General features: G+C 44.8%; 22 protein-coding genes. 2 read left to right on the top strand and 20 right to left on the bottom strand.

Features of this window, described 5'->3' with window-relative positions; translation table 11 throughout:
* Positions 1-176 precede the first annotated feature (176 nt).
* The 4 genes from BTA31_RS04750 to BTA31_RS23230 form a co-directional block, all read right to left on the bottom strand.
* Positions 177-641, bottom strand: coding sequence for an SMI1/KNR4 family protein (locus BTA31_RS04750; RefSeq protein WP_065644536.1), 465 nt, complete (start codon positions 639-641; stop codon positions 177-179).
* 12 nt (positions 642-653) lie between these two features.
* Positions 654-2,549 carry a T7SS effector LXG polymorphic toxin gene (locus BTA31_RS04755; protein ID WP_076789373.1) on the bottom strand — a complete coding sequence of 632 codons (1,896 nt, stop codon included), beginning with the start codon at positions 2,547-2,549 and terminating at the stop codon, positions 654-656.
* A 241-nt stretch (positions 2,550-2,790) separates the two neighbouring features.
* Entirely contained in the window at positions 2,791-3,399 is a 609-nt protein-coding gene (locus BTA31_RS04760; protein WP_239693139.1) for an alpha/beta hydrolase family protein, read from the bottom strand.
* Positions 3,380-3,577 (bottom strand): hypothetical protein, encoded by a 198-nt coding sequence (locus BTA31_RS23230; RefSeq protein ID WP_239693140.1) that lies wholly within the window; start codon positions 3,575-3,577, stop codon positions 3,380-3,382. Before BTA31_RS23230 ends, BTA31_RS04760 begins: the two co-directional genes overlap by 20 nt.
* A 455-nt stretch (positions 3,578-4,032) precedes the next feature.
* On the opposite strand from BTA31_RS23230, the gene BTA31_RS04770 reads away from it, so the two are divergent.
* Entirely contained in the window at positions 4,033-5,124 is a 1,092-nt protein-coding gene (locus tag BTA31_RS04770; protein WP_076789379.1) for a response regulator aspartate phosphatase, read from the top strand.
* Positions 5,121-5,252 (top strand): hypothetical protein, encoded by a 132-nt coding sequence (locus BTA31_RS23505; protein WP_275667467.1) that lies wholly within the window; start codon positions 5,121-5,123, stop codon positions 5,250-5,252. The genes BTA31_RS04770 and BTA31_RS23505 overlap by 4 nt, the downstream gene beginning before the upstream one ends.
* Positions 5,253-5,430: 178 nt before the next feature.
* Here BTA31_RS23505 and BTA31_RS04775 read toward each other — a convergent pair whose 3' ends face one another.
* The 16 genes from BTA31_RS04775 to BTA31_RS04850 all read right to left on the bottom strand — a co-directional run bounded on the left by BTA31_RS04775 (position 5,431) and on the right by BTA31_RS04850 (position 24,287).
* The gene (locus BTA31_RS04775) at positions 5,431-5,712 is read right to left on the bottom strand and encodes a putative quinol monooxygenase (protein WP_043927496.1); all 282 of its coding nucleotides are present in this window, start codon (positions 5,710-5,712) and stop codon (positions 5,431-5,433) included.
* Positions 5,713-6,071: 359 nt separating this feature from the next.
* Positions 6,072-7,982 (bottom strand): DNA mismatch repair endonuclease MutL, encoded by a 1,911-nt coding sequence (gene mutL, locus BTA31_RS04780; protein ID WP_076789382.1) that lies wholly within the window; start codon positions 7,980-7,982, stop codon positions 6,072-6,074.
* 17 nt (positions 7,983-7,999) lie between these two features.
* Positions 8,000-10,609, bottom strand: a complete 2,610-nt coding sequence (gene mutS / locus BTA31_RS04785; RefSeq protein WP_043927499.1) for a DNA mismatch repair protein MutS — start codon at positions 10,607-10,609, stop codon at positions 8,000-8,002.
* Positions 10,610-10,719: 110 nt separating this feature from the next.
* Complete coding sequence (gene cotE, locus BTA31_RS04790; protein ID WP_020451464.1) at positions 10,720-11,268, bottom strand: outer spore coat protein CotE; 549 nt, start codon at positions 11,266-11,268, stop codon at positions 10,720-10,722.
* A gap of 245 nt (positions 11,269-11,513) precedes the next feature.
* Positions 11,514-11,945: a regulatory iron-sulfur-containing complex subunit RicA gene (ricA, locus tag BTA31_RS04795; protein WP_076789385.1), complete on the bottom strand. Its 432-nt coding sequence runs from the start codon at positions 11,943-11,945 to the stop codon at positions 11,514-11,516.
* Position 11,946: 1 nt separating this feature from the next.
* Positions 11,947-13,476, bottom strand: coding sequence for a tRNA (N6-isopentenyl adenosine(37)-C2)-methylthiotransferase MiaB (gene miaB, locus BTA31_RS04800; protein WP_076789388.1), 1,530 nt, complete (start codon positions 13,474-13,476; stop codon positions 11,947-11,949).
* 143 nt (positions 13,477-13,619) lie between these two features.
* Positions 13,620-14,795, bottom strand: a complete 1,176-nt coding sequence (locus tag BTA31_RS04805) for a glycine C-acetyltransferase (RefSeq protein WP_076789392.1) — start codon at positions 14,793-14,795, stop codon at positions 13,620-13,622.
* A gap of 15 nt (positions 14,796-14,810) precedes the next feature.
* Complete coding sequence (gene tdh, locus BTA31_RS04810) at positions 14,811-15,854, bottom strand: L-threonine 3-dehydrogenase (protein WP_094777408.1); 1,044 nt, start codon at positions 15,852-15,854, stop codon at positions 14,811-14,813.
* A 124-nt stretch (positions 15,855-15,978) separates the two neighbouring features.
* Positions 15,979-16,899, bottom strand: a complete 921-nt coding sequence (locus tag BTA31_RS04815) for a dipeptidase (RefSeq protein ID WP_076789724.1) — start codon at positions 16,897-16,899, stop codon at positions 15,979-15,981.
* Between the two features lie 105 nt (positions 16,900-17,004).
* Complete coding sequence (gene spoVS / locus BTA31_RS04820) at positions 17,005-17,265, bottom strand: stage V sporulation protein SpoVS (protein ID WP_003181955.1); 261 nt, start codon at positions 17,263-17,265, stop codon at positions 17,005-17,007.
* Positions 17,266-17,466: 201 nt separating this feature from the next.
* Complete coding sequence (locus BTA31_RS04825) at positions 17,467-18,264, bottom strand: TIGR00282 family metallophosphoesterase (RefSeq protein WP_043927507.1); 798 nt, start codon at positions 18,262-18,264, stop codon at positions 17,467-17,469.
* An 86-nt stretch (positions 18,265-18,350) separates the two neighbouring features.
* Positions 18,351-19,910, bottom strand: a complete 1,560-nt coding sequence (rny, locus tag BTA31_RS04830; protein ID WP_075752751.1) for a ribonuclease Y — start codon at positions 19,908-19,910, stop codon at positions 18,351-18,353.
* Positions 19,911-20,251: 341 nt separating this feature from the next.
* Positions 20,252-21,298: a recombinase RecA gene (gene recA / locus BTA31_RS04835; RefSeq protein ID WP_043926427.1), complete on the bottom strand. Its 1,047-nt coding sequence runs from the start codon at positions 21,296-21,298 to the stop codon at positions 20,252-20,254.
* 168 nt (positions 21,299-21,466) lie between these two features.
* Positions 21,467-22,717 (bottom strand): competence/damage-inducible protein A, encoded by a 1,251-nt coding sequence (locus tag BTA31_RS04840; protein ID WP_076789398.1) that lies wholly within the window; start codon positions 22,715-22,717, stop codon positions 21,467-21,469.
* Positions 22,718-22,736: 19 nt separating this feature from the next.
* The gene (gene pgsA, locus BTA31_RS04845; RefSeq protein WP_076789402.1) at positions 22,737-23,318 is read right to left on the bottom strand and encodes a CDP-diacylglycerol--glycerol-3-phosphate 3-phosphatidyltransferase; all 582 of its coding nucleotides are present in this window, start codon (positions 23,316-23,318) and stop codon (positions 22,737-22,739) included.
* Between the two features lie 66 nt (positions 23,319-23,384).
* On the bottom strand, positions 23,385-24,287 hold the full coding sequence (locus BTA31_RS04850; RefSeq protein ID WP_043926424.1) for a helix-turn-helix domain-containing protein: 903 nt from the start codon (positions 24,285-24,287) through the stop codon (positions 23,385-23,387).
* Positions 24,288-24,290 lie beyond the last annotated feature (3 nt).

Raw genomic sequence — 24,290 nt, forward strand, 5'->3', positions numbered from 1 at the left:
CAGGCTCTCCGTCTTGGACTCGATATTCACGTTCGTTTTTCTTGTCTCTATCGTATGACAAAGTGGAATAGAAAAAGTCCCCCTTTTTGTCGGATTTTTCTCGGATTTGAACATAAAAAAAGCACTTAATCAGAGATTAAGTGCTTTAAGTGGTTTAAATGCTTGAATATATTAAATTATTCTTCATCGTCCCACTCTTCGTCTTCTTCCCAGTTTTCTTTAGACTCCTTAAGGTCTTCCATGAAAAACTCTAGAAAATTAGTAGCTACTGTTCGACCATAACCCTCTTGATTATCCCAAAGTATAACTGGGCATTCACCATCTACCATCCTGTTTGTATCAAGACAATAAGAGAATTCATCTACGTATTCAATGACTACGATACCATCAATTAAACCATAGTGATTTCTGTAATCTTCAGTAACTGTTACTACTCTTGGTGAAACTTTTCCATGACCTAAAATATCTACACCGTAAATTCCACCGGACCCATAGTTTTTTAAAAACCATTTATAACTTTCGGGTAGTTTTACGTTTAGGTTTTCTTGAATTTCATTAATTTTTTCGATGCTAATGCCACCTGTAAAATCATCATCTTCAGCATTTTCTTTTATGAATTGTTCAACTTGCGAATAGTTCACTAAAATCACCTCTTAATCTTGATTCTCAAATTGTTTAGCTCTCCATTTCCAATATCTTTTCCTGAAAAGATTATACTGTTTTTCAAGTATAGGATCATTTCTGAAACTTTCTCCCTTTCCTTTTAGTCCATGAAGAACTTTGGAGTATTTTGTATGCCAACTATCAGGTATTTCTGCCATTGGTCCAGGCTCTTCTTGAATTAGATGATGGAGGTTAATTTGAGTACCATCGTTCGCATACGGAGTTCTTCCTTTTTTCATCAGTTGTAAATTTGTCATTCCAGTTTCAGGGTCAATTCTATTTATATCAAGATCCTTAAACGTATAAACTTTTCTACTTACATCTTTAATCTTTCCTTTAGTCTTTACATGCCCTTCAATTTCTTTCGCTTCAAATCGTTCTTTGTTTAACCAAGGTACATTTATATTTTTTCCTGTAAACGGTTTTCTGCTTATATCAGAGACTTTCTTCGCAAACTGAATAAGACTGTCTTTTATATGCTCCCCATTAAGTGCATGATAAGGAACTTTACCTCCGCCCGCAAGCTGGATTTGCGGCGCAAAAGGGTTATGTATTTGAATCCCTCTTATGTTTGAAGCAACCCTTTGCATCGATTTCTTGAAAGACGCTACGCTTTTTTCAAGAGCTTGTTTCGATACTTTTTTAGAAGCTTTAGTTGCTTTGGCAGCGACTTGCCCAACCTTCCCCGCTTTGGCAGCTTTTGCTGCTTTGTCAACGCCTTTAGAACCAACAATCGATGTACCGACCATCCCAACGGCATAGCTAAACCATCTGGCTCGGGTGTAAGAATCACCATTGATGACATCTCGTTGATACGAGTCTTCAATTCCCTTTTTTATAATATTGAATGTGACATCAGGATGATGAAGCGTAAAGTTGATGCCCTCAATCGTTTCGTCTGCGTGAACGACCATGTCCCATAAGCCTACAGCAGTGTCGACAACTGCATTTTTGAGTCCTTCAGCGCTTCCTTTAATTGCGTTGCCAAAATTACGAGCGCCTTCAATTTGATTGAAATACCGCTGTTGCCAAGGGGAAAGATTTTCGTATCCAATTTCCGTGGCCATCTCATAAAACTCTGAAGCTGTTGAAAAATTGTAATCATCAAGCTTCTTCTTTAGTTTAGCAATTTTATTATCATGTTTGCTAACTTCGCTAACTTCTATTTCGAGCTTTGACCTCTTATCCAGTTTATCCAACATGACGCCCATCGCTGTGTCTTGTCCACCACGCAAAGCATCCATCTCATCCGGCTTTAAAATAGAGCCTTTTTGATAGCCGGTAATTTCAATTTTAGGCCCTGTGTACATTTTTTCAAGCCGGCTTATGTATCTCTGCATCGTTTCCAGGTCGTTTTCAGCGGTTTTAAGAGCGCTTGTCTGTTCGCGGTCAAAAGCATGCAGCTTTTCAATTGTCTGATTGATTTCCTTTAATGCTTTCCTGTTTTGTTCATGAAAATCGCTGTCATTCAAGTCCGGCAAATCAACAATATGGCTGACTTTTGCGATCGTGGCATTTGTTTTCGATACCAAACGCTTCGTTGTGCGGTCGGCCGAATTCACCCCTTGTTCCAGTTCGTGTTCGAGAAAGGTTTGCGATATAAATCCGTTGTGATTCGGTTCCAAGGAATTCAGTGCTTGTTTGATTTTTTTCAATGCTGACTGATATTCCTCAATAAAAGTTTCGTAAAACTGCAGGAATGGAGTATGGCATTCTTCATAAAAGTTGCGGATCGCGTCTCCGCCTTTTCCCTTTAAAGCATCATCAAGTGATGTAATGCCATCAACGCTTTTTTTGACTTTGGCAATTTCGTCTGATTGATGTTTTATTTGTTCCAGCGTTTGATCAATTGCTTTGTGTAACGCCTGAACATCCAGAGTCTTCATAGCATTCTCCTCTAATACTAAAGTGACATATCATGAAATATCTTACCACTTTATAGAAAATAATTGGTGAATAAACCCTGTCAATCTTTGAAAATGAATCTTTGAGATCAGATCTTAAAGCCTAAATAAAGAAAAAAGTTCAATTTGAAATAAATGGGTTCTCAATCTTTATCTACTCTTTTCATTTCACATCAGATGGATTCTCATTAACCTAGCTTAAAACATCAAGTAGCCGCAATGATCACAAGGTCCGTGATGAACGTATTGTATCAATTACTGAATCCCAAGCTGTTGAGGTAGGATCAATAATTTTAAAATGTTCCACATCTGGAAGCACAATTAATCTAACATTACTGCCTTGTTCGGTTGCCTTGAAATAGTAGTCTTTGCTTAACTCTATTGGAACATGACGATCTAACACACCATGAATTAAAATATGATCGATTTTTATCGGCAACAACTCAATTGGAGAAACAACTTTATAGCGTTCAGCAACCTCATGTGGTGACCCACCCATTAGTGCGGATACATGACTTTTCATTCCTTTTTCTTCGTGAAATTCCCACATCTTTTTTAAGTCTGTTACTCCAGCCAAACTTATTACTTTCTTGATAGGCACTAACAACTTATTAAACATTTGATCTGATTTTGCTTCAGCTCGAGAGGCTAGCCAAAGTGCTAAATGCGCTCCTGCCGAATGACCAATAACAATTACACTTGACAGGTCTAAATGATAAGATTCCTTTAAATGTGACAGATGATTTATAGCATCAATTACATCATTAAATGTCCCTTTCCAACCTCCTCCATCTTCCCCTACTCTGCGATACTCAATGTTTCCAAGTGACATATCCCCTACCAGTTAAATCCTCAGCAATAGGATTATTTTCTTCTAAGTCATATCTCGACTGCCAAAACCCTCCGTGAATCATAACGACTACTGGGCAGGACTCTTTCTTTTCAAGCACCCTTAATACACCATACTGCGAGGGATGTTGTCCATAAGATATTTTAACTTTATTAGGCATCATATCCCCTCCCCTCTCATTTGAGAAGATCCGACCGCGACCCAGTCGATCGATGCGAAATCGATCTGAGCTATAGCTGAAGACAAAATCTTATACTAATGAGTTTCTATCTCCATCTCCAGTTAATTGCGCCATCTTCATAAACAGCAGGAACGATAATTCCTTTTTTAGTTTCGTCCTATCTGTTATAAACCAATTTTCCTCGTCTAACCATTCTGCGTACCCCTCTATTCTGAAAAGAATTAATGAATAAATCCTGTCTCTAAAATGAATCATTTTATTCACGCTGATAAAACCTAAATCAAAAAATTCCCTTCCAAAAATCTTATAAAAAAGGGAAAAAATTGTCAATAAATGATCCATTCTGGTAAAATGAACATATGAAGAAAAAGGAAATGCTATATGCTAATTTTTTAGAAAATTTAAAATAGATAAAAGGAAGGATGTAAAGGTCATTGGAAGTTAAACTCGCATCTGAAAAAGTTGCAAAGATGCTTAATCAATGGTACGGGATGATTAAACATCATCAAGTCACAGAAGCCATAGCTTTAAAAGAAGAAATTCAAAGTCTCATCAAACACATGAGTGAAAATCAAAACCTGCTGCTCTACTTTAATTTGTTAGACTTTAGATATAAGTTGATGACTGAAGAAATTGAGGAGCCCGATAAGCTTTATCAAAGTATAAAAGCGATCGGAGCGGAAAATACAGATAATATGATTGTCTATTATTCTTTGTTTTTTTCAGGCGTTTATGAATTCTATAAAAAAGATTACGTTGAAGCGATCAACTTCTATCAGCTTGCAGAAGCCAAACTCCGCAATATACCCGACCAAATTGAGCATGCAGAATTTCATTATAAAATTGCCGAAGCTTACTACCAGATAGATCAACACCTTATTTCAATAAGCCACGCCCAAAAAGCAAGAAGCATTTTCCAAGAGCACCCGGATTATAAACTTAGATCTGTTCAATGTGAGATGACCCTAGGCGCTAATTTATATGACATGTACAGGTTTAGTGCAGCAGAAGAGCATTACCAAAAAGCGTTGAATGAAGCAAAAAGCGCAAAATACTATAGATTGGTTGGCATATTATATGGATTAATTTATGACAAGAAAAATATTTCCGGGTTAGCTGAAGAATATTTTAAAAAAGCAATCGATATCACAGAACATATTGAGTCAATAAATGGAGTCCGGACCCTTTATATGATGGCAAGCCTGTTGTATAGAAATGACCGAACAAAAGAAGCCAGAAGCTGGTATGAGAAAGGCCTTGAACATGCAGATTCGACAGGCGAAGATGAATACCAAGCAAAATTAAAATTGATTTACTCTTTATATGACCGTCATAATGATGCTGCAGTGAACGAATCATTACAGTACCTCGAACAAAAAAATTTATGGCCAGATATTTCAGAACTTGAAGAACAAATTGCAGAGTATTATTTAAAACAAGGAAATTTATCCAAGTCTGTTGAATATTTAAAAAGAGCATTAAAAGCAAAAAATCAAATTTTGAAAGTAACGGAGGCGTTAGCATGAAAAAATTAAGTATCATCGGCGTATTTAGCATCCTTACACTCACTTTTGCTTTTGGCACTTTTGAAAAAGCGAGTAACTTCGGGGGAGAACATGGGTTTCATGTTGCTGAAAAAGCAATCACCGGCTAAAAAATAAAATCAGTGTTTCAGATTAATTACTGAAGCGGACTTCTAGAGAGTCTGCTTTTTTGTTCATAACAGCCCTCAGATTATCCCGAGGGCTGTCGCAAGATTGTAAATGGCCTGCCGTTTTATTTGATCGTATTTATCCTTTTTCAGCCCATCCATATCAATCTCAACGAGCCTTTTAATCATTCACATTGCTTTTCATTAACCATTCTACTTCCGTTAATTGTTGTTTTTGAACGTCTTTTGTGTGTTTTTTCGTGAAATGGGCTTCAACAGCTTCTTCGTTTTCCCAAATCTCCCAAAGCATGATTTTGCGTTCTGATGGTTCAAGCGGATAAGCATGGAATTGAATACACCCTTCTTCTTTGTTCGTTTCTTCCTCAAGTGTTTTGAATTCCTTCATTATTTCATTAAGGTCTTTATCACTGATGATTTTTAAGCATGCCGTTATGTAATGCATCAAAATTCCCCCTCTTCAATTCATTTCGTGGCTTTTCATTATAACATTTTCGCAAAAAATGAAAACAACTGCGAAATTTAGCTAATGGTTGTCCTATGGATTTCCACTTAAAGGAGAGCTTCATCTCAAAGAGAAGCCCTCTTTTATTTAAATCCCTTCCGTTATTCGTAATTTTTTAGAATTGACACTTCCAATCTTGAATCCTTAACACAGTATACCCGGACGATATACATGCCGCTTCCTAATTTTCTTCTTACAGACGGCAAGATTTAAAGCAACCCGTCTAGTGTTAAATGTGGTCAATAAAATCAAAATCGCTCACAACCGTTGATATATCAAAGGTTGTGAGCGATTAAAAACTACATCACCCGCTTAAACATCTTCTCCATCTCATAGGTGGAGTAGTGGATGATGATCGGGCGGCCGTGCGGGCATGTGAATGGGTCGGATGTTCTGCGCAGCTCATCGAGCAAGGCAGTGATTTCGTCGTCCCGCAGGTGATGGTTGGCTTTGATGGAACCTTTGCAGCTCATCATGATTGCGGCTTCTTCGCGCAGTTTTTTGATGTCGATGGTGCGATCATCAAGGACCTGCTGAATGATGTCTTCAATAATCGTCGTTTCCTCCCCTTTTGGAAACCAAGTCGGGTGGCATCGGACGATATAGCTGCCGGCGCCGAACGATTCGAGAAAGACGCCGACTTTGGCTAAGTCGTCCAAGTGCTGGTCGATCGTCAGCGCTTCATTTTTTGAATAATGGAATGTCAGCGGCACAAGCATGTCCTGGACTTCCGGTTCGACTTCCCCGACTTTTTCACGGAAATATTCGTATTTGATCCGCTCCTGTGCGGCGTGCTGATCAATGATGTACAGCCCGTTTTCATTTTGGGCGAGAATGTAGGTGCCGTGCATTTGGCCGATCGGATACATGATCGGCACCCTTTCTTTTGGCGTCTCTTCGTCCTGGGCGTTTTCTCCTGCCTGTTCCGGTTCTGCTTGTGCGGCCGGCCCGGCTTCCGGCGTATACTCTTCAGCTCCGGGCCATTCAGGCTCGGTGTCCTGCATAATGCTTTCTTCGCGCTCTAGGGGAGCGGAAGGCGGCGGGTCTTTGACAAGCGAGCTTAATTTCATCGCCGAAAACGAAGGCTCCGGCTTATATTCTCTTTCAACATCAGGATCAGAAAGAGGTGCCGGCTCTCGTACCGGGTCGAAATCAAGCTTTTGCTGCTCCGGTTTATTGATCAGAGGCGCGGTTTTTTTCGGGACTTGCACGCTTGGAATGAGCTGCTGCTGTTTAAAGACGTCTTTGATGGCGTCGCGAATCAGTTCGTGAAGCTCCGTCTCTTTGCTCAGCCTGACCTCCAGCTTTGACGGATGCACGTTGACGTCCACAAGCAGCGGGTCCATGTTGATTTCAATGAATGTGATCGGATGGCGGCCGATCGGAAGAAGCGTATGATAGCCCTCGTGGATCGCTTTCACGAGCGGGAAGTTTTTAATGTATCTGCCGTTGACGACAGAAGACATGTAATTTCGCGAGGCGCGCGTGATTTCAGGAAGGGCGATATAGCCCTTCACTTCAAAATCAAGAGATCTCGCTTCAAGCGGGAGCATTTTTTTGGCAACCGCCGTGCCGTAAATCGCCGCAAGCACGTGACGGACATCGCCGTTGCCGTTTGTCTGCAGAAGCGTTTTCCCTTGATGACGCAGCCTGATCGAAACTTCAGGGTGGGCAAGGGCAATTCTGTTGACCACGTCTGTGATGTTGCCAAGCTCCGTATGGATCGTTTTCATATATTTCAGCCTTGCCGGCGTATTGAAAAACAGATTGGTAACCGTAATTTCGGTTCCTCTGCGGCTTGACGCTTTTTGCTCGGAAATGATCCTTCCCCCTTGAAGCGTCAAATGGGTGCCTGCCCCTTCTCCGGTGCTCGTTTTAATGCTTAAGTGTGAGACAGACGCGATACTTGGCAAAGCTTCTCCGCGAAATCCGAGCGTTCTGACACGAAACAGGTCGTTTTCGTCTTTGATTTTGCTTGTGGCATGACGCAAAAAAGCCGTTCTGCAGTCTTCTGCATCCATCCCTTCGCCATCGTCAAGCACTTTAATCGAGGCGAGACCTGCTTCTTCAACATCGATTTCAATCACGGAGCTGTTCGCATCGATTGCATTTTCGACAAGCTCTTTGACGACCGACGCAGGCCTTTCCACTACTTCACCCGCCGCGATTTTATTCGATAAATCGTCAGGCAGCTGAACAATTTTTGCCAAGTTGGGTCACCTCTTTGTTACTTTAATTTTTTTTGCAGCCTGTACAGTTCATTCATGACTTGTATAGGCGTCATATCGAGCAGATCCATCGTTTTAAATTCGGCTAAAACAGCCTGCTCTTTTTTGGAGAGCTTCGTCTCTTTTTCTTTCGGCTTGTCCGTCTCAAAAAATGACAGCTGGGCCGGTTGATCTGCAACAGTTGCCGCGACTTCTTCCGCCGCCTCTTTTACCGTATTCGGAGCCGTTGACGGAGCGGCTTCTTTGGCGCCGGATTCAAGCTCTTTCAGGATCGTTTTCGCCCTGCTGATCAAACCGTCGGGCAATTCGGCCAGCTGTGCGACATGGATACCGTAGCTTTTATCTGCTGCACCTTCTTTTATCTGGTGAAGGAAAACGACCTTCCCTTCGTATTCTTCCGCACGAACGTGGACGTTCTTCAAATCGGCCAGCTTTTCTTCAAGGGCCGTCAGCTCGTGATAGTGAGTGGAAAATAAAGTCTTCGCACCGATGTGCTCGTGAACGTACTCGATGATCGCCTGTGCAAGCGCCATTCCGTCGTAAGTGGACGTACCCCGGCCGATTTCGTCAAATAAAATCAAGCTGTTTTTCGTCGCATGAACAATCGCGTTTTTGGCTTCAAGCATTTCCACCATAAACGTGCTCTGTCCCGATATAAGATCATCCGCTGCGCCAATTCTCGTAAAGATCTGGTCAAAGATCGGCAGCACCGCTTTTTTCGCAGGAACAAAACAGCCGATCTGCGCCAAAATGGAGATCAGCGCCATCTGTCTCATATATGTGCTTTTCCCGGACATATTCGGTCCGGTGATTAAAAGCATCTGTCTGCCTTTCCCCATTTCACAGCTGTTCGGAACGTAAGACTGACTGTCCATCACCTTTTCTACGACCGGATGCCGACCGTCGATCACCTGAACGACGTCCCCGGAAAACTCCGGCTTAACATAGTGGCGGTTTTCGCTGATCGTCGCAAAACATTGGAGCACGTCAAGCTCGCTCATCATTTTTGCCAGCTGCTGCAGGCGCGGGATATATTCCTTCACCTTGCTGCGAAGCTCGGAAAACAGCTCATACTCCAGCTCGCAAATATTGTTTTCCGCTTCGAGAATCAGCGCTTCTTTTTCTTTCAGCTCCGGTGTGATGTAGCGTTCTGCATTGGTCAGCGTCTGCTTCCGTTCATAGCGGCCTTCTTCAAGCAGATGGATGTTCGCTTTCGTCACTTCAATATAATAGCCGAACACCTTGTTAAAGCCGACTTTTAAAGAGCGGATTCCCGTGTACTCGCGTTCCTGCTGCTCAAGCCTTGCGATCCAGTCTTTTCCGTTCTTGCTTGCGTCCCTGTATTCATCCAGCTTGGCGTGATAGCCGTCTTTGATTAAGTTCCCCTCTTTTAATGAAAGCGGCGGATTCTCGTATAGCGAATCTTCCAAAAGATTCAAAAGATCACCGCACGGATCGATTTTCTCGGCGCGCGCTTTTGCTTTCGGATGGTCGAGGGAGCCGACAAGCTGTTTGATGGCCGGCACTTGTTTCAGCGATTCCTTCAGCTGGATCAAATCTCTGGCATTGACGTTGCCGTATGCGACCCTTCCGGCGAGCCGCTCGAGGTCGTATACTTCCTTCAGCCGTTCGCGCAAATCTTCCCGCTCAAACAAATGGGCGATCAGCGTTTCGACGATTTCCTGGCGCTCTTCGATCTGTCCCTTTCTGATCAGCGGCCTGTCGATCCATTGCTTTAACAGCCGTCCTCCCATGGCCGTTTTCGTTTCATCCAAAAGCCAAAGAAGCGAACCTTTTTTGTTTTTTGAACGGATCGTTTCCGTCAGTTCAAGATTGCGTTTCGAGTACAAATCGATTTTCATCGCTTCTTCGAGCTCGTAAGCCTGAACGTTTTGAAGGTGGTCAAGGCTTCTTTTCTGCGTCCGCTTCAAGTAGACGTAAAGCTTCATAAACGTATCGACAAGCTCTTTGGACGCCAGTCCGTTCGCAATGTCAGGCACTTCATCTGCTTGTTCATCCTCAAAAGAGATCGTGGCGCCGCAGCGCTCTTTTAACAGCGCGACGTCTTTCTCGTCAAGGTTGCGGCTGACGACGATTTCCTTTGCTCCGACAGAGTATATCTCGGAAATGACATCATCAAGCCTTTCGATAACCGTTACTAAATTCTCGCCCGTCGTCAAATCGGAAAAAGCGAGCCCGTATGTATGCTGAAATTCACTGACAGAGGCGATAAAGTTGTTTTCATTTTCATGAATCCCTTTGCCGTCCATCACGGTGCCGGGTGTGATCAGCTGCACGACTTCCCTTTTGACGACTCCTTTGGCCGATTTAGGGTCCTCCACCTGCTCACAGATCGCGACTTTATAACCTTTTTTAATCAGCTGTTCGATATACGAAGAGCAGGAATGATAAGGAACCCCGCACATCGGGATTCTTTCGCTCGATCCACCGTCTCTGCTCGTCAGCGTGATTTCGAGTTCCTGAGACGCCTTTTTTGCATCCTCAAAAAACATTTCATAAAAGTCTCCAAGACGAAAAAATAAAAAGGCATCCTGATACTCTGCCTTAATCTTTAAATATTGCTGTATCATAGGCGTGTAGCCTGCCATATTTAATCCCTCACTATGTATAAACGTTTCTATTGATTCCAACTCTCATTATACCATAAAGATTCATGCTGAAAAAAAAGAAACTAGGGCGGTGTTTCCCTAGCTTCCTTTTATTCTTCTGGATCTCCGACCAAAAACTCCGGATTGATATCCTCAAGTTCTTCGTCAAGTTCTTCTTCCCACGCTTCTTCTTCATCGCTTTCCGTCCAATCAGAATTGACCTCAACGACAACCTTCGTCTCGCCGACGACCTCTGATAAAAATTCCCTTTCCGCCTGTACAACCACTTTGTTTCCGTTCGGGGAAATGGTCACTTCAAGGCAGTTCGGCTGCTGAAGCACCTTCGCAATGACTTCGTGTTCATCATCTAAGTAATTTTTGTCGCGATACCGGAGCTTAATGACATCAACATAGGAAACGCGTTCTGTCACAACTTCGGTTTTGGTGTTGTCCGCATATGAATACCAGACGTTGATATCATATGTCCCTTCAATTTCCACGGTTTTTCCGATTTTTTCGGCGTCATACTTATGATTGATAATCCAACCGCCTAAAATACTGGTTGGCTTTTGCGAAGGGGAGATTGTATGAGTGGACTGGGTGAATTTCCGGCCTTTCGCGACCACCGCTTTAGTAATAATTTCCCTGTATTCAGACATTCGGTCATGCCTCCTTGTTTTTCCTCGTATTATCCTATGCTGGGCATTCGTCTAATGTGCGTTCCTTGAGAAATCAAAATAACATTCCCATATAATGAATCTGTTTAAGTGTATGCACATAAAAGGATAAACTTGACTTAAATCAGAAAAGAAAAAGACAGACCGAAAACCGAATCTTTTCAATAAGCCGTCACGGCGGGAAATTGAATTCAAAAAAAACGGCGCCTTTAAAAGGCGCCGCCAAATTATAGAGAACAGCTCGGTGATGAATTTTTTACTTTTGAACCGGTCTCGCCTTTCAGCAGGTCTCCCCCGGTCGATGTGATGATCTCGTTTGTCACTTGGTTTGATATTGTATGCGCGACAAGCTGAAGAAGATCGTTGACTTCCATTTGAGAGTCTCTGAACTCTTGAATGATCGGAATCTCGTCAAGCTCTTCCTGAAGCGCGTCAATCTTAGCTTCTGTTTGTTTAAGCGCTTCGTGCTTTTCGTAATGTTTAAAGTTGACGGCTTGCTTTTGCAGGGCTTTGATTTGGTTGATTATGCCCGTTATTTTGGCATTCTCATTAATCTGTGCCTCCGCTTTTTTAAAAAAGTCGACTTCTTCCGTTTCGGCAATCATTTTTGCGAGCTCCCGCGCTTTTTCAACAACCTCTTTTTTCTTATAAAGCGTCACTTTATTTCACCTCGATTGCTTCTCCTACCATTTCCCCGTCAAGCGACCAAGTTTTCGCCTGGTGGATTTTCACGTTGACAAGCTGGCCGATCGCTTCTTTTGGTCCTTTGAAATTGACAAGCTTGTTTTTCCGTGTATAGCCGGCAAGGATATCAGGGTTGTTTTTACTTTCACCCTCTACTAACACTTCGACAACCTGCCCCTCATATTCCTTCATTTTCTTCGCGGAAATTTCGTTGACCACTTCATTTAATCGCTGAAGCCGTTCCTTTTTCACGCGCATCGGAACATTGTCTTTCATTTTTGCAGCAGGCGTTCCTTCGCGAGGCGAGTAGATGAACGTATAGGCGCTGTCAAATTCAACCTCTTTGTATAAAGAAAGCGTTTCTTCAAATTGCTCATCTGTTTCGTTCGGGAAGCCGACGATAATGTCCGTTGTTAAAGACGCGTTCGGCATCGCTTTTTTAATTTTGGCGACAAGATCAAGATAGCGTTCCCGGTCGTATTTGCGCGCCATCAGTTTCAAGACATCCGAGCTTCCGGACTGAACAGGCAGGTGGATGTGGTCCAGAAGGTTCCCGCCTTTTGCGAGCACCTCGATCAGATGATCGTCAAAATCACGCGGATGGCTTGTCGTGAAGCGGATTCGCGGAATATTGATTTTGCGGAGCTCATCCATCAAGTGGCCGAGTCCGTATTCCATATCCTCGAAATCTTTGCCGTAAGCGTTGACGTTCTGTCCGAGAAGCGTGATTTCTTTGTAGCCTTCAGCCGCAAGCCTTCTCACTTCCTGGATGATTTCTTCGGGACGTCTGCTTCGTTCTTTTCCTCTTGTGTACGGCACGATGCAGTACGTACAGAACTTGTCGCAGCCGTACATGATGTTGACCCAGCCTTTAATTTTGCCGATGCGGACTTTCGGAAGGTTTTCAATGACATCGCCTTCTTTAGACCACACTTCGATGACCATTTCTTTTGACAGATAAGCCTCTGATAAAAGTTCCGGCAAGCGGTGGATATTGTGTGTACCGAAAATCAGATCGACGAACGGATGTTTCTTTAAAATCCGGTTGACGACTGATTCTTCCTGGGACATACATCCGCAGACGCCGAGGATCAAATCCGGATTGTCTTTTTTCAAAGCTTTTAAATGGCCAATTTCACCAAATACTTTGTTTTCCGCATTTTCGCGAATGGCGCATGTGTTTAACAGAATCACATTGGCATCTTCAGTCGAATCGGTCGGCTCATAGCCGAGCGCCATGAAAATACCGGCCATGACTTCTGTATCGTGTTCATTCATCTGGCAGCCATATGTGCGGATGTAGAACTTCCGTCCTTCACCCATCCCTTTGTACTGCTCGGAAATTTTAAAATCGTTATGGTATTTAACCTCTTCTTTGCCGCGTTTTTTCGCATCTTTTAATGAAGGCGGAACATAAACAGCTTCGAAGTACTTGCTGTAATCCTTCTCGGATTTTTTGTCCGATGGATTGACCTGTCCGCTTTCAATGCGCTGTTTCTCATTCATGTTTTTGATCTCCTTTCAAACAAAGCTCCACTCTTCAGTATAAAGGTTCTCGGTTGTCAGCACAACCCGGAACCCATCATTGTACACTAACTGAAAATGATTATCAATGGTTATTTGCTTTGCTCAAAAAGAAATCGATGAATTTAAAGCAGACCCGCTTTTTTGGCGCCGGTTTCAATGATTTCAAGCGCTTGATCGAGCTCTTCTTTCGAATGCTGGGCGGTCATGATCGTTCTGATCCGCGCTTTGCCTTTCGGGACGGTCGGAAAAACAATGGCCTGCGCAAATAAACCGAGCTCAAAAAGCGTGTTTGAGAAGCGGCATGCCTCAGCTTCATCACCGATCAAAATCGGCGTGATCGGCGTTTCGCTCTTAATCAGCGGAAGGCCGATTTTTTCAAGCCCTTTTTTGAAGTACGCGGTATTGTCCCAAAGCTTTTTAATCAATGAAGGTTCCTCCATCAGCACATTGACCGCTTCAATGCATGCCGCAGTGACGGCCGGCGGATGGGAAGTACTGAAGAGAAATGGCCTTCCTTTATGCTTTAAATAGTCGATCAGCACCTTGGACCCGGCCGCATAGCCTCCTAAAACACCGATCGCCTTGCTGAGCGTGCCGACTTGAATGTGAACCTTCCCGTCCAGCCCGAAATGGTGAACCGTTCCGCGCCCGTTCTCGCCGAGAACGCCGGACGCGTGCGCGTCGTCGACCATGACAAATGCGTCATACTGTTCAGCGAGCCGGACGATTTCGGGCAGCGGCGCGATGTCCCCGTCCATCGAAAACACGCCGTCTGTAACGATAAGCCGCATTCTGTAATTCATTGATTTTTTCAAAATCTTTTCTAAATCTTCCATGTCCGCATGCTGATATACTTTTTTGCCCGCTTTGGTGAGCCTGATGCCGTCAATGATGGAAGCATGGTTTAATTCGTCTGAAATGACGATATCATCTTTGGTGAGGATGCTTGAAAGAATGCCTTGATTTGCGGTGAAACCGGACTGGAATACGAGTGCCGCTTCAGTGTTTTTAAATGAAGCAAGCTTCTTTTCGAGCTCATCATGCATGGTGAATGTTCCGGCTATTGTACGGACCGATCCTGTTCCAGCTCCGTACTGTTTGACCGCCTCTTCGGCCGCTTTTTGGAGGCGGGGATGAGACGTCAACCCGAGATAGTTATTGGATGAAAGCTGAATGATATCTTTTCCTTTCATTTTAACGGTTGATCCTTGCAGCGATTCGATGATCGGCAGGTCCTGAAAAGTTCCGTTTTCTTTCATTGTATCAAGCTCGGAAGCTAAAAAATTGAATTCTTTCATATCAATCTCTCCTTTCTACGGTATCAGTATGACTTTTCCGCATTGCCCTTTTCTCATCAGTTCAAAGCCTTTTTCAAACTCTTCCATCGGGAAACGGTGGGTGATGACAGGCTTGATTTGAATCGTACCGGACTGGAGGAGACCGCTGACCTGTCTCCACGTTTCAAACATTTTGCGGCCGGTAATTCCCTGGACCGTCAATCCTTTAAAGACGATATCATTTGTCATGTCGATGCATACGGGATGCTCAGGCAGGCTTAAGACATGAACCCGCCCTCCGTTTGCCGCCATTTTTAAACTTTGGCGGATTGCTGTCGGATGGCCTGACATTTCGCAAACCAAGTCCGCCCCTTCACCACCCGTTAAAGCGCTTACATTTTTGAGCGGATCTTCTTTTTCAACGGAGATGATATCGGTTGCCCCCATTTGCAATGCAAGGTCGAGCCTGTATTCGTTTTTATCGATGGCGATCACCTGTGCCGCCCCTGACGCTTTTGCAACTGCCACGGCCATCAGTCCGATTGGTCCGCAGCCGACGACAGCGACTTTCACTCCTGCCGTCATTCCCGTCAGAACCGTATGCACGGCATTTCCGAGCGGTTCTTGAATAGAAGCGAGATCCGCAGGCATGCCGGCCGGGTTTTTCCAAATGTTTGCGGCGGGCACTTTAACATATTCGGCAAAACAGCCGTCTGTATCGACACCGAGTATCAGCGTTTTTCTGCAGACATGCTCTTTTCCGGTCAAACACGGCAGGCACTTTCCGCAAACGATGTGCGTTTCTGCCGAAACATACTCCCCTTCTTGTACCGTAGTCACACTTTCCCCCACTAGAACAACCTCGCCGGAAAATTCGTGACCAAACACATAAGGCGGTTTAACCCTGCTTTTCGCCCATTCATCCCAATTATAAATATGGACATCGGTTCCACAAATCGATGCAGCTTTGACTTTGATCAGCACTTCGTGTTTGTCGATCGTCGGAATCGGGACGAGCTCAAAGCTGGCGCCCGGCTCCCCCGGCTTCTTGATAAGCGCTTTCATATTTCCGTCCAAGATGAACAGACCCCCTTTGTAAAATCGCTTTACAAAAGGATTGTAGCACGATAATCGCTCTTGGTAAACGCCAGTGTCTTCCTGAGAAAAACAGATGAACACCCTCTGAAAAATGTATGATATTTTTTTAAAATGGGATGCGGCTGATGAAATTTTGAAAGAGAAATCCGTCGACTTGACTTGGTGTATATGAACGCTGCAGCGCTTCGATCAGATTCCTGTAATCTTTGTGGGCTTCCAGACCCGGAATGACCCGGTCGATGCCGTCAAAATCAGATCCGAATCCGATATGCCGCTCGCCTCCTAAAGAGCAGACATGGTCAATATGTGAGAGGATATCTTTGATCACAGGCGTTTTTCCGTTTCTCACGAATTCAGGGACAAATGTCAAGCCGATGACACCGTTCTTATCAATAAGCGCTTTGATTTGATCGTCTTTTAAATTTCTCGGATGAGGGCAAAGGCTGTGGGCATTCGAATGAGAGGCGATCGGATACGCCGCCGTTTCAATCGCACCCCAAAAGCTTTTTTCGGATAAATGGGAGAGATCTGTCCATGCTCGGTTTTTGTTCGCCTTACGAATCAGCCTTTCCCCGTAAGAAGTTATGCCGGCGTTTCTTTCTTCTAAAGCGCCGTCTGCGAACGTATTGGCCCAGTTCCACGTCAGGCCGAAACTTCTGACTCCGAGCTGAAAAAAGATGTCAAATAGCCTTAAGTTTTTTGAGATCGGCTCACAGCCTTCCATCGTTAAAATGATGCCGGTTTCATCGCTTTTGAGCTTGTCGATATCGGCTTTATTTTTGATCAGTTTGATCCGCTTGTACTTTGCAATTTTTTCATGAAACAGCTGAATCTGGACAAGCGCCATTTCAAGCCTTATTGTGTCGGGTACGGTTTCAGGCAGAAAAATCGCCAGACACTGCACTTTCGCCTTTCCGTTTAAAAGCGCCTGGACTGGCGTTTGAAGCGACGGATCGCTGTATTCATTGAGCTTCGGATTTTTCCAGAGCTTCAGCAGCAAATCAGAATGGGCATCAAAAATCTTCACATTCATCCTCTCCCGGCTGCATTTTTCAAAAACGGCCAAACCAAAAACAACCCGCTTACGTGAAAGTAAGCAGGTTGAAGCATTTGAAAAAGAGTGATTTTTCTATCAGCGAGGCTCTACGATTAGCTTAATCGCTGTCCGTTCTTCACCGTCAATTTGAATGTCCGTAAACGCCGGAATGCAAATCAGATCGACACCGCTCGGCGCTACAAATCCCCGTGCAATCGCTACCGCTTTAACGGCCTGATTTAATGCCCCGGCTCCGATTGCTTGAATTTCTGCAGCTCCTCGTTCCCTTAAGACTCCTGCGAGCGCACCTGCGACCGAGTTTGGATTTGATTTTGCTGAAACCTTTAATATTTCCATTCCTGCTCCCCCTTAAGTTTACAATGGATAAGTGAGTGTTCATTAGAACAATCATTATTAGATGTTGCTATTTTCAAAGCCATCCCCTTTTAATTGCTTTTCAAAAATAGCAGGGTACCTTCCATTTTTACTATATTCACTATAGGACCGGGATATTCCTGCTTTCCTTTTAATATTTTTCTAAAATGATTTTCTGTTCAGTTATTCAAAAAACATGTGGTCATCATTAATTAATATCCGGTCTATTTTAACGGCTTTTTTGCTCTGTTCGTCGATGTCAATGACAACTCCGCTCAGTGTTGTGCGGCCTTCGGCAATCTCAAAACGGACGGGCAGGCTCGTTTTAAAACGCTTGATAATCGTCTCGCGGTCGACGCCGAGAATGCCGTCGTAAGGCCCTGTCATCCCCACATCTGTTATATATGCCGTGCCTTTCGGAAGAATGCGGTTGTCGGCTGTCTGAACATGCGTATGCGTTCCGACAACCGCTGAAGCGCGGCCGTCCGTATACCAGCCGATCGCTTGCTTTTCGCTTGTCGCTTCGGCATGAAAATCGATAAAAATGAACGGTGTTCTTTTTGCGGCTTCTTCTATTAATTCATCAGCTTTTCGAAATGGGCAATCGATCGCAGGCAGAAATGTGCGGCCTTGTAAATTGATCACAGCCAGTTCCTTCGAACCGTTTGTTTTTATGTATGTGATGCCTTTTCCAGGCGTGCCTTCGGGAAAATTGGCGGGTCTGACGATCTGCGGCGCGTCATCAATAAAATCAAATATTTCCCTTTTATCCCATGTGTGATTTCCCATTGTGAGAACGTCGGCTCCCGCTTGGATGAGCTGGTGGTATATTTTTTCGGTAATGCCTTTTCCGTGTGCGGCGTTTTCTCCGTTGACGATGACGGCATTCGGTTTATATTTCAGCTTCAGCTTCGGCAAATAGGTTTTGATCATGTCTCTGCCGGGCGAACCGACGACATCTCCAATAAATAAAATTCTCATAATTTGACCCTTTCTTTTTTAAAATAGGTTTTAATCATAGTGTTACATAAGGAAACAAAAAAATAAAGTGGCGCATTCGCACCACTTTATTTTGCGTATTCAACGGCTCTCGTTTCCCTGATCACGGTTACCTTGATGTGTCCAGGGTAGTCAAGCTCGTCCTCAATTCGTTTTCGAATATCACGCGCCAAACGATGGGCTTCAAGATCGTTGATTGAGTCAGGTTTGACCATGATCCGCACCTCTCGTCCCGCTTGTATCGCGAATGATTTTTCAACACCTTCGTACGATTCAGAGATTTCTTCCAGTTTTTCAAGCCTGCGAATATAGTTTTCGAGCGTTTCGCTTCTTGCGCCAGGTCTTGCGGCAGACAGCGCATCGGCTGCGGCCACGAGCACGGCGATGATGGAAGTCGGCTCCTGATCTCCGTGGTGAGATGCGATACTGTTGATGACAACTGGATGCTCTTTATACTTGGTGGCCAGTTCCACACCGATTTCAACGTGGCTTCCTTCCACCTCATGGTCAATCGCTTTCCCGATATCATGAAGAAGTCCTGCCCTTTTTGCGAGCGTCACGTCTTCTCCAAGCTCTGAAGCCATCAAGCCTGTCAGAAACGCCACTTCCATTGAATGTTTCAGTACATTCTGTCCGTAGCTTGTTCTGAACTTCAAGCGGCCGAGGATTTTGATTAAATCGGGATGAAGACCGTGAACTCCAACTTCAAACGTCGTCTGTTCACCCATTTCGCGAATGTAATCATCCACTTCACGGCGGGATTTCTCAACCATTTCTTCGATTCTGGCAGGATGAATGCGGCCATCCTGAACGAGTTTATCTAGAGCGATCCTGGCTGTTTCACGCCTGATCGGATCAAATCCTGAAAGGATAACGGCTTCCGGCGTATCGTCGATGATCAGATCGATCCCCGTCAATGTTTCCAATGTACGGATATTACGTCCTTCACGTCCGATAATGCGGCCTTTCATCTCATCATTTGGAAGATTGACAACTGAAACCGTTGTCTCGGCCACATGATCAGCCGCACAGCGCTGTAAAGCCAATGAAAGAATATTTTTCGCTTTTTTATCAGCCTCTTCTTTCGCTCGATTTTCACTTTCTTTCATCATGATCGCGATGTCATGGGAAAGCTCGTTTTCAACCCGTTCCAGAATGATTTGCTTCGCTTCATCTCGCGTCAGACTTGAAATACGCTCCAACTCTGACTGCTGCATACGAATCATTTCATCCACTTTGCTTTCCATCTCTTCAATATGTTGTTGTCGTTCATTCAGAGAATGATCTTTCTTCTCCAACATCGCTTCCCGTTTATCTAATGATTCATCTTTTCGGTCAAGGTTCTCTTCCTTTTGAAGTAAACGGTTTTCTTGTTTTTGAAGCTCATTTCGTCTTTCACGAACTTCTTGTTCAGCTTCTATCCGAAGCGTATGAATCTCGTCCTTTGCTTCAAGAAGGGCTTCTTTTTTCAACGCTTCAGCATCCCGCTTTGCGTCTCCAAGAATTTGTTCGGCTGCATTTCGCGCACCTGAAATTTTTGCTTCGGCAATGATTTTACGAACATAGTAGCCAACAACTAAACAGAATAGGCTCAGCAAAATGGAGATGAGAATTGCTAAAGGATTCATCACTTTCACCTCCTCTTGCTATGAACTTGTCTTGCTAAAAGTAAGTGTCGGCATGTACATTGTACTTCTTCTCAACATACAGAACCTTCACAGGGAGTGAAGCGGCTTCACAGCCCTTGTCAAGTTTAAATGTTTATCAATCATGTTAAGAAAAACAAGTGATACAATTTCATTGTAATTGTGTGGGAAATACTTGTCAAGCTTACGGTCTTAACGTTTCTGGATTAAACGCCTTTTCAAACCGCCCGGATGAAGAGGGTGGATAGAGGAGCTGCGCCTAAATGCGCAAATGAAAGGAAAAGGCTGCCGATCGGACCGGCAGCCTTTCACATGTTTCATAATTAAAATTCGAGTTCTTCCTGAGCTTGGGCATCGTCTTCCTGCGCGGGAGCAACGCCGCCAGTATCCAAACCGTAGTGTTCCCGGATCTGCTCTTGAATCATCAAAAGGATGTCCTTGTTTTCTTTCAGGAACTGTTTGGCGTTTTCACGGCCTTGTCCAAGGCGTTCCTCCTGATATGAGTACCATGCACCGCTCTTTTGAACGATGTCAAGCTCTGTTCCGAGGTCGATGATTTCCCCTTCTTTTGAAATTCCTTCCCCGTACATAATGTCCACTTCGGCTGTCCGGAATGGAGGTGCCACTTTGTTTTTCACGACTTTGATTTTCGTCTTGTTCCCCATGACGTCGTTGCCTTGTTTCAGCTGCTCTGCGCGGCGCACTTCAAGGCGGACAGAAGAGTAGAATTTCAGCGCTCTTCCGCCTGGTGTCGTCTCAGGATTTCCAAACATGACACCGACTTTTTCACGAATCTGGTTAATAAAGATCGCGATGGTCTTCGATTTATTGATCGCTCCGGAAAGCTTACGAAGCGCCTGAGACATCAGTCTGGCCTGCAAACCGACGTGGGAATCCCCCATATCTCCTTCGATTTCAGCTTTCGGCACAAGTGCTGCCACAGAGTCGATGACAACGATATCCACCGCTCCGCTTCTGACAAGAGCTTCGGCGATTTCGAGCGCCTGCTCGCCCGTATCAGGCTGTGACAGCAAAAGCTCATCAATGTCGACACCCAGCTTTTGTGCATAGACGGGGTCGAGCGCGTGTTCGGCGTCGATGAACGCCGCCTGTCCGCCCTGCTGCTGAACTTCGGCAATCGCATGAAGCGCCACCGTCGTTTTACCGGAGCTTTCAGGCCCGTATACTTCGATAATCCGGCCGCGCGGGTATCCGCCCACTCCAAGAGCCGTATCGAGCGCTAAAGAACCGCTCGGAACTGTTGAAATTCTCGTTTCAGTTTGTTCGCCGAGTTTCATAATCGAACCTTTACCAAACTGCTTTTCTATTTGTTTAAGCGCCATATCTAAGGCTGCCTGACGATCACTCATTCTATTTTCCTCCTTTATCACTTCCGCTATATCTACTATACCTTGTTTGCGCGGATTTGCCAAGAAAAAAGCGAACGCATATTCGATTTTTTTAAGAGGAAAAAATCGATCTCCTAAAATGGAATGACCTTTTTCGTAAGAAAGATTTTCCGAAAATCCGTTTTTCGCTTATTTTTCCATCATTTTCAGCAACAGATGGCAGCCGTATTTGGCAGAACGCTTCCGCACCGCAGACCTGGATCCGGCGAACTGAAATTCGAACGCTTCTTCAGCCTGGTCCTTCACGGAGATGCCGATAAACACCTTTCCTGCCGGATGGCCTTCTTGCGTATTCGGCCCGGCTACTCCAGTGAAACTGATGCCGATATCGCTTCCTGTTTTGACTCTGATGCCTGCGGCGAGTTCTTTTGCGCATTGCGCGCTGACCGCACCGTAGCGCTGCAGCGTGTCTTCCGAAACGCCGGCCGCTGACACTTTCAATTCGTTTGTATAGCAGACGGCGCCGCCTTTGAAGTATTCGGAAGCGCCGCTCATTTCCGTCAGCCAGCTGGAAAAAAGCCCACCTGTAAAACTTTCCGCAGCAGCCAGGGTCATTCCCTTGCTCCTGCATGCTTTCGCAAGCTCTTCTGCGAGGGATGTATCATCATACCCGTAAAAGAACTCTCCGACCCGCTCCAGGATGCGGTCTTCCGTTTCTTTTAACAAGCGGGTTGTCTCCGCCTGATCCGCATGCTTTGCCGTGAGCCTGAGCGTGACTTCCCCGTCTGCCGCAAGCGGGGCGATTGTCGGATTAGTCTGCGCATCGATGAGATCTTCCAAATCGGTTTCAAGCTGGGATTCCCCGATGCCGAAGAAGCGCAGCACCCTTGACACGATCTTTTCCCTCGAGCCGAGCTTTTCCAAAATGAGCGGCTTCGCTTCGTTTTCAAACATCGGCTCCAGCTCTTTCGGAGGTCCCGGCAGAAGCATATAAAAGCGCGATTCATGCTCAAGCAGCATTCCCGGAGCCATCCCGAAGCGGTTCGGCAGAACGTCGGAGCCTTCGAGGATCAGCGCCTGTTTGCGGTTGTTCGGCGACATCTCCCGGTTCGTTTTTTTGAAGTAATCCTGAATCGATTCGAAGGCTTCATCGTCAAGCTTAAGAGGGCGCCCGACAACTTCAGCGATCGTTTCTTTTGTCAAATCGTCTTTCGTCGGTCCGAGGCCTCCCGAAAAAATGATGAAGTCAGACCTTTGCTGTGCTGTCTGTATAACTTGTTTAAGGCGTTCCGGATTGTCTCCCACCGCCGTGTGATAAAAAACGTTAATGCCGATTTCAGCCAAATGCCTGCTGATAAACTGAGCATTTGTATTAACGATTTGTCCGAGCAGAAGCTCAGAACCGACAGCGATAATTTCCGCTTTTCTTTCCAACTTCATTGTTTCCACTTCCCCACGTTTAGTTCGATGTTTTTAAAGCTTCCCAGTTTTTAGCGAAATAATCCCATCCTGATACGACTGTGAAAAAGACAGCCACCCATAAAGCAAGAGAGCCGAATGGGAAGGATACAAGCTCAAACGGAAGATTGTGAAGCAAAAGGGCAGAGATGGCGATGATTTGAGCCCATGTTTTCACTTTTCCAAGCATGTTGGCCGCGACGACTTCCCCCGTTCCCGCAAGGACGAGCCGCAATCCCGTTACGGCAAATTCCCGGCTGATAATGACAATGGCCATCCAGGCCGGAGCAAGATGGTAATGCACCAGAATAATCAAAGCGGAAGACACGAGCAGCTTGTCTGCAAGCGGGTCAAGGAATTTCCCAAAGTTTGTCACAAGGTTCAGTTTTCTTGCATAATAGCCGTCAACCCAATCGGTGACGGAAGCAAAAATAAACAACAGTGCGCCGATCAAATGGGTGACCGGAATCGACTCGCTGCCGAAGGAGACAGCCCCCCACTGAAACGGCACAAGCATGATGACCATAAAAACAGGAATTAATGCGATTCTAGAAAGCGTGATTTTATTCGGTAAATTAAACATAAAGGTTCCTCCATATATGTATGTTTTCCTAATGATGATGAACGCAAGAAAAAGTCATCTGTGCAATTAAGATGACTTTTCCTCCTTTTTATTTTGAATCGTTATGTTTTGTGTCATCACAGTTTTAGGATCGAGCTTGTAAGAAAGAACTTCTCCGTTGATTTTAATTTCAACGCCAGGCGCATATCCGATCCGCAAATCAATTTGCGATTGATCGGTGATATTCTTTTGAAAAGTTTCTCCTTTTTTCATCATTCCTTCTTTAAGAGAGCTGCCTTTCTCGTCGCGCACCCTGACCCACGAGTTTTCGTTTGCCTTTACTTCAAGCTCCAGCTTGTCGGATCCTGATACTTCATAGGTTGTGGAAGAGCCTTCGCTTGCGGTCGCTTTAATGGTCAGCTTGTCGTTCTCATCAGACTGCTGATCCTTTTTTTCTTTGTCGTCTTCAGCGCTGTCTTTCTGCGCATCCGTGTTCTGTTGATTTTCCTTTGTCAGCGGGGAATCTTTCGAGACGTCATACTTGCTTTGCGATTCCTCTGTCTTAGGCTCTTCTGCCTGCTGATTCCCTCCGCCGTTTACAGCCTGAACGATGACGTAAATGATCGCGATTACAACGATAACGCCGGCTGCCACAAGCAGAGTAGGCAAAAGTTCAAGCGCTTTTGAGGCAGACTTGGGCAGCTCCCTCTGCGGCTTGATTGAAGAAAGCTTCTCAGAAACCTCATCATTGTAAGAATTAGGGATATCTTTTTTAAACTCTTCAAACAAGAGCTCCGAGTCGAGGCCGACAGCTTCGGCATACTGCTTGATAAAAGCCCTCACATAAAATTTCCCCGGAATGATATCATAGTTTCCTTCTTCAAGGGCCGTTAAATACCTTTTTTGGATCTTTGTGGCCGCCTGAAGGTCGTCCAATGACATCCCTTTTTCCTCTCTGGCTTCTTTCAGCCGATTTCCTAGTTCAGTCACAAC

This window comes from Bacillus haynesii, from assembly GCF_001969855.1.
In the GTDB taxonomy this organism is placed as follows: Bacteria; Bacillota; Bacilli; order Bacillales; family Bacillaceae; genus Bacillus; species Bacillus haynesii.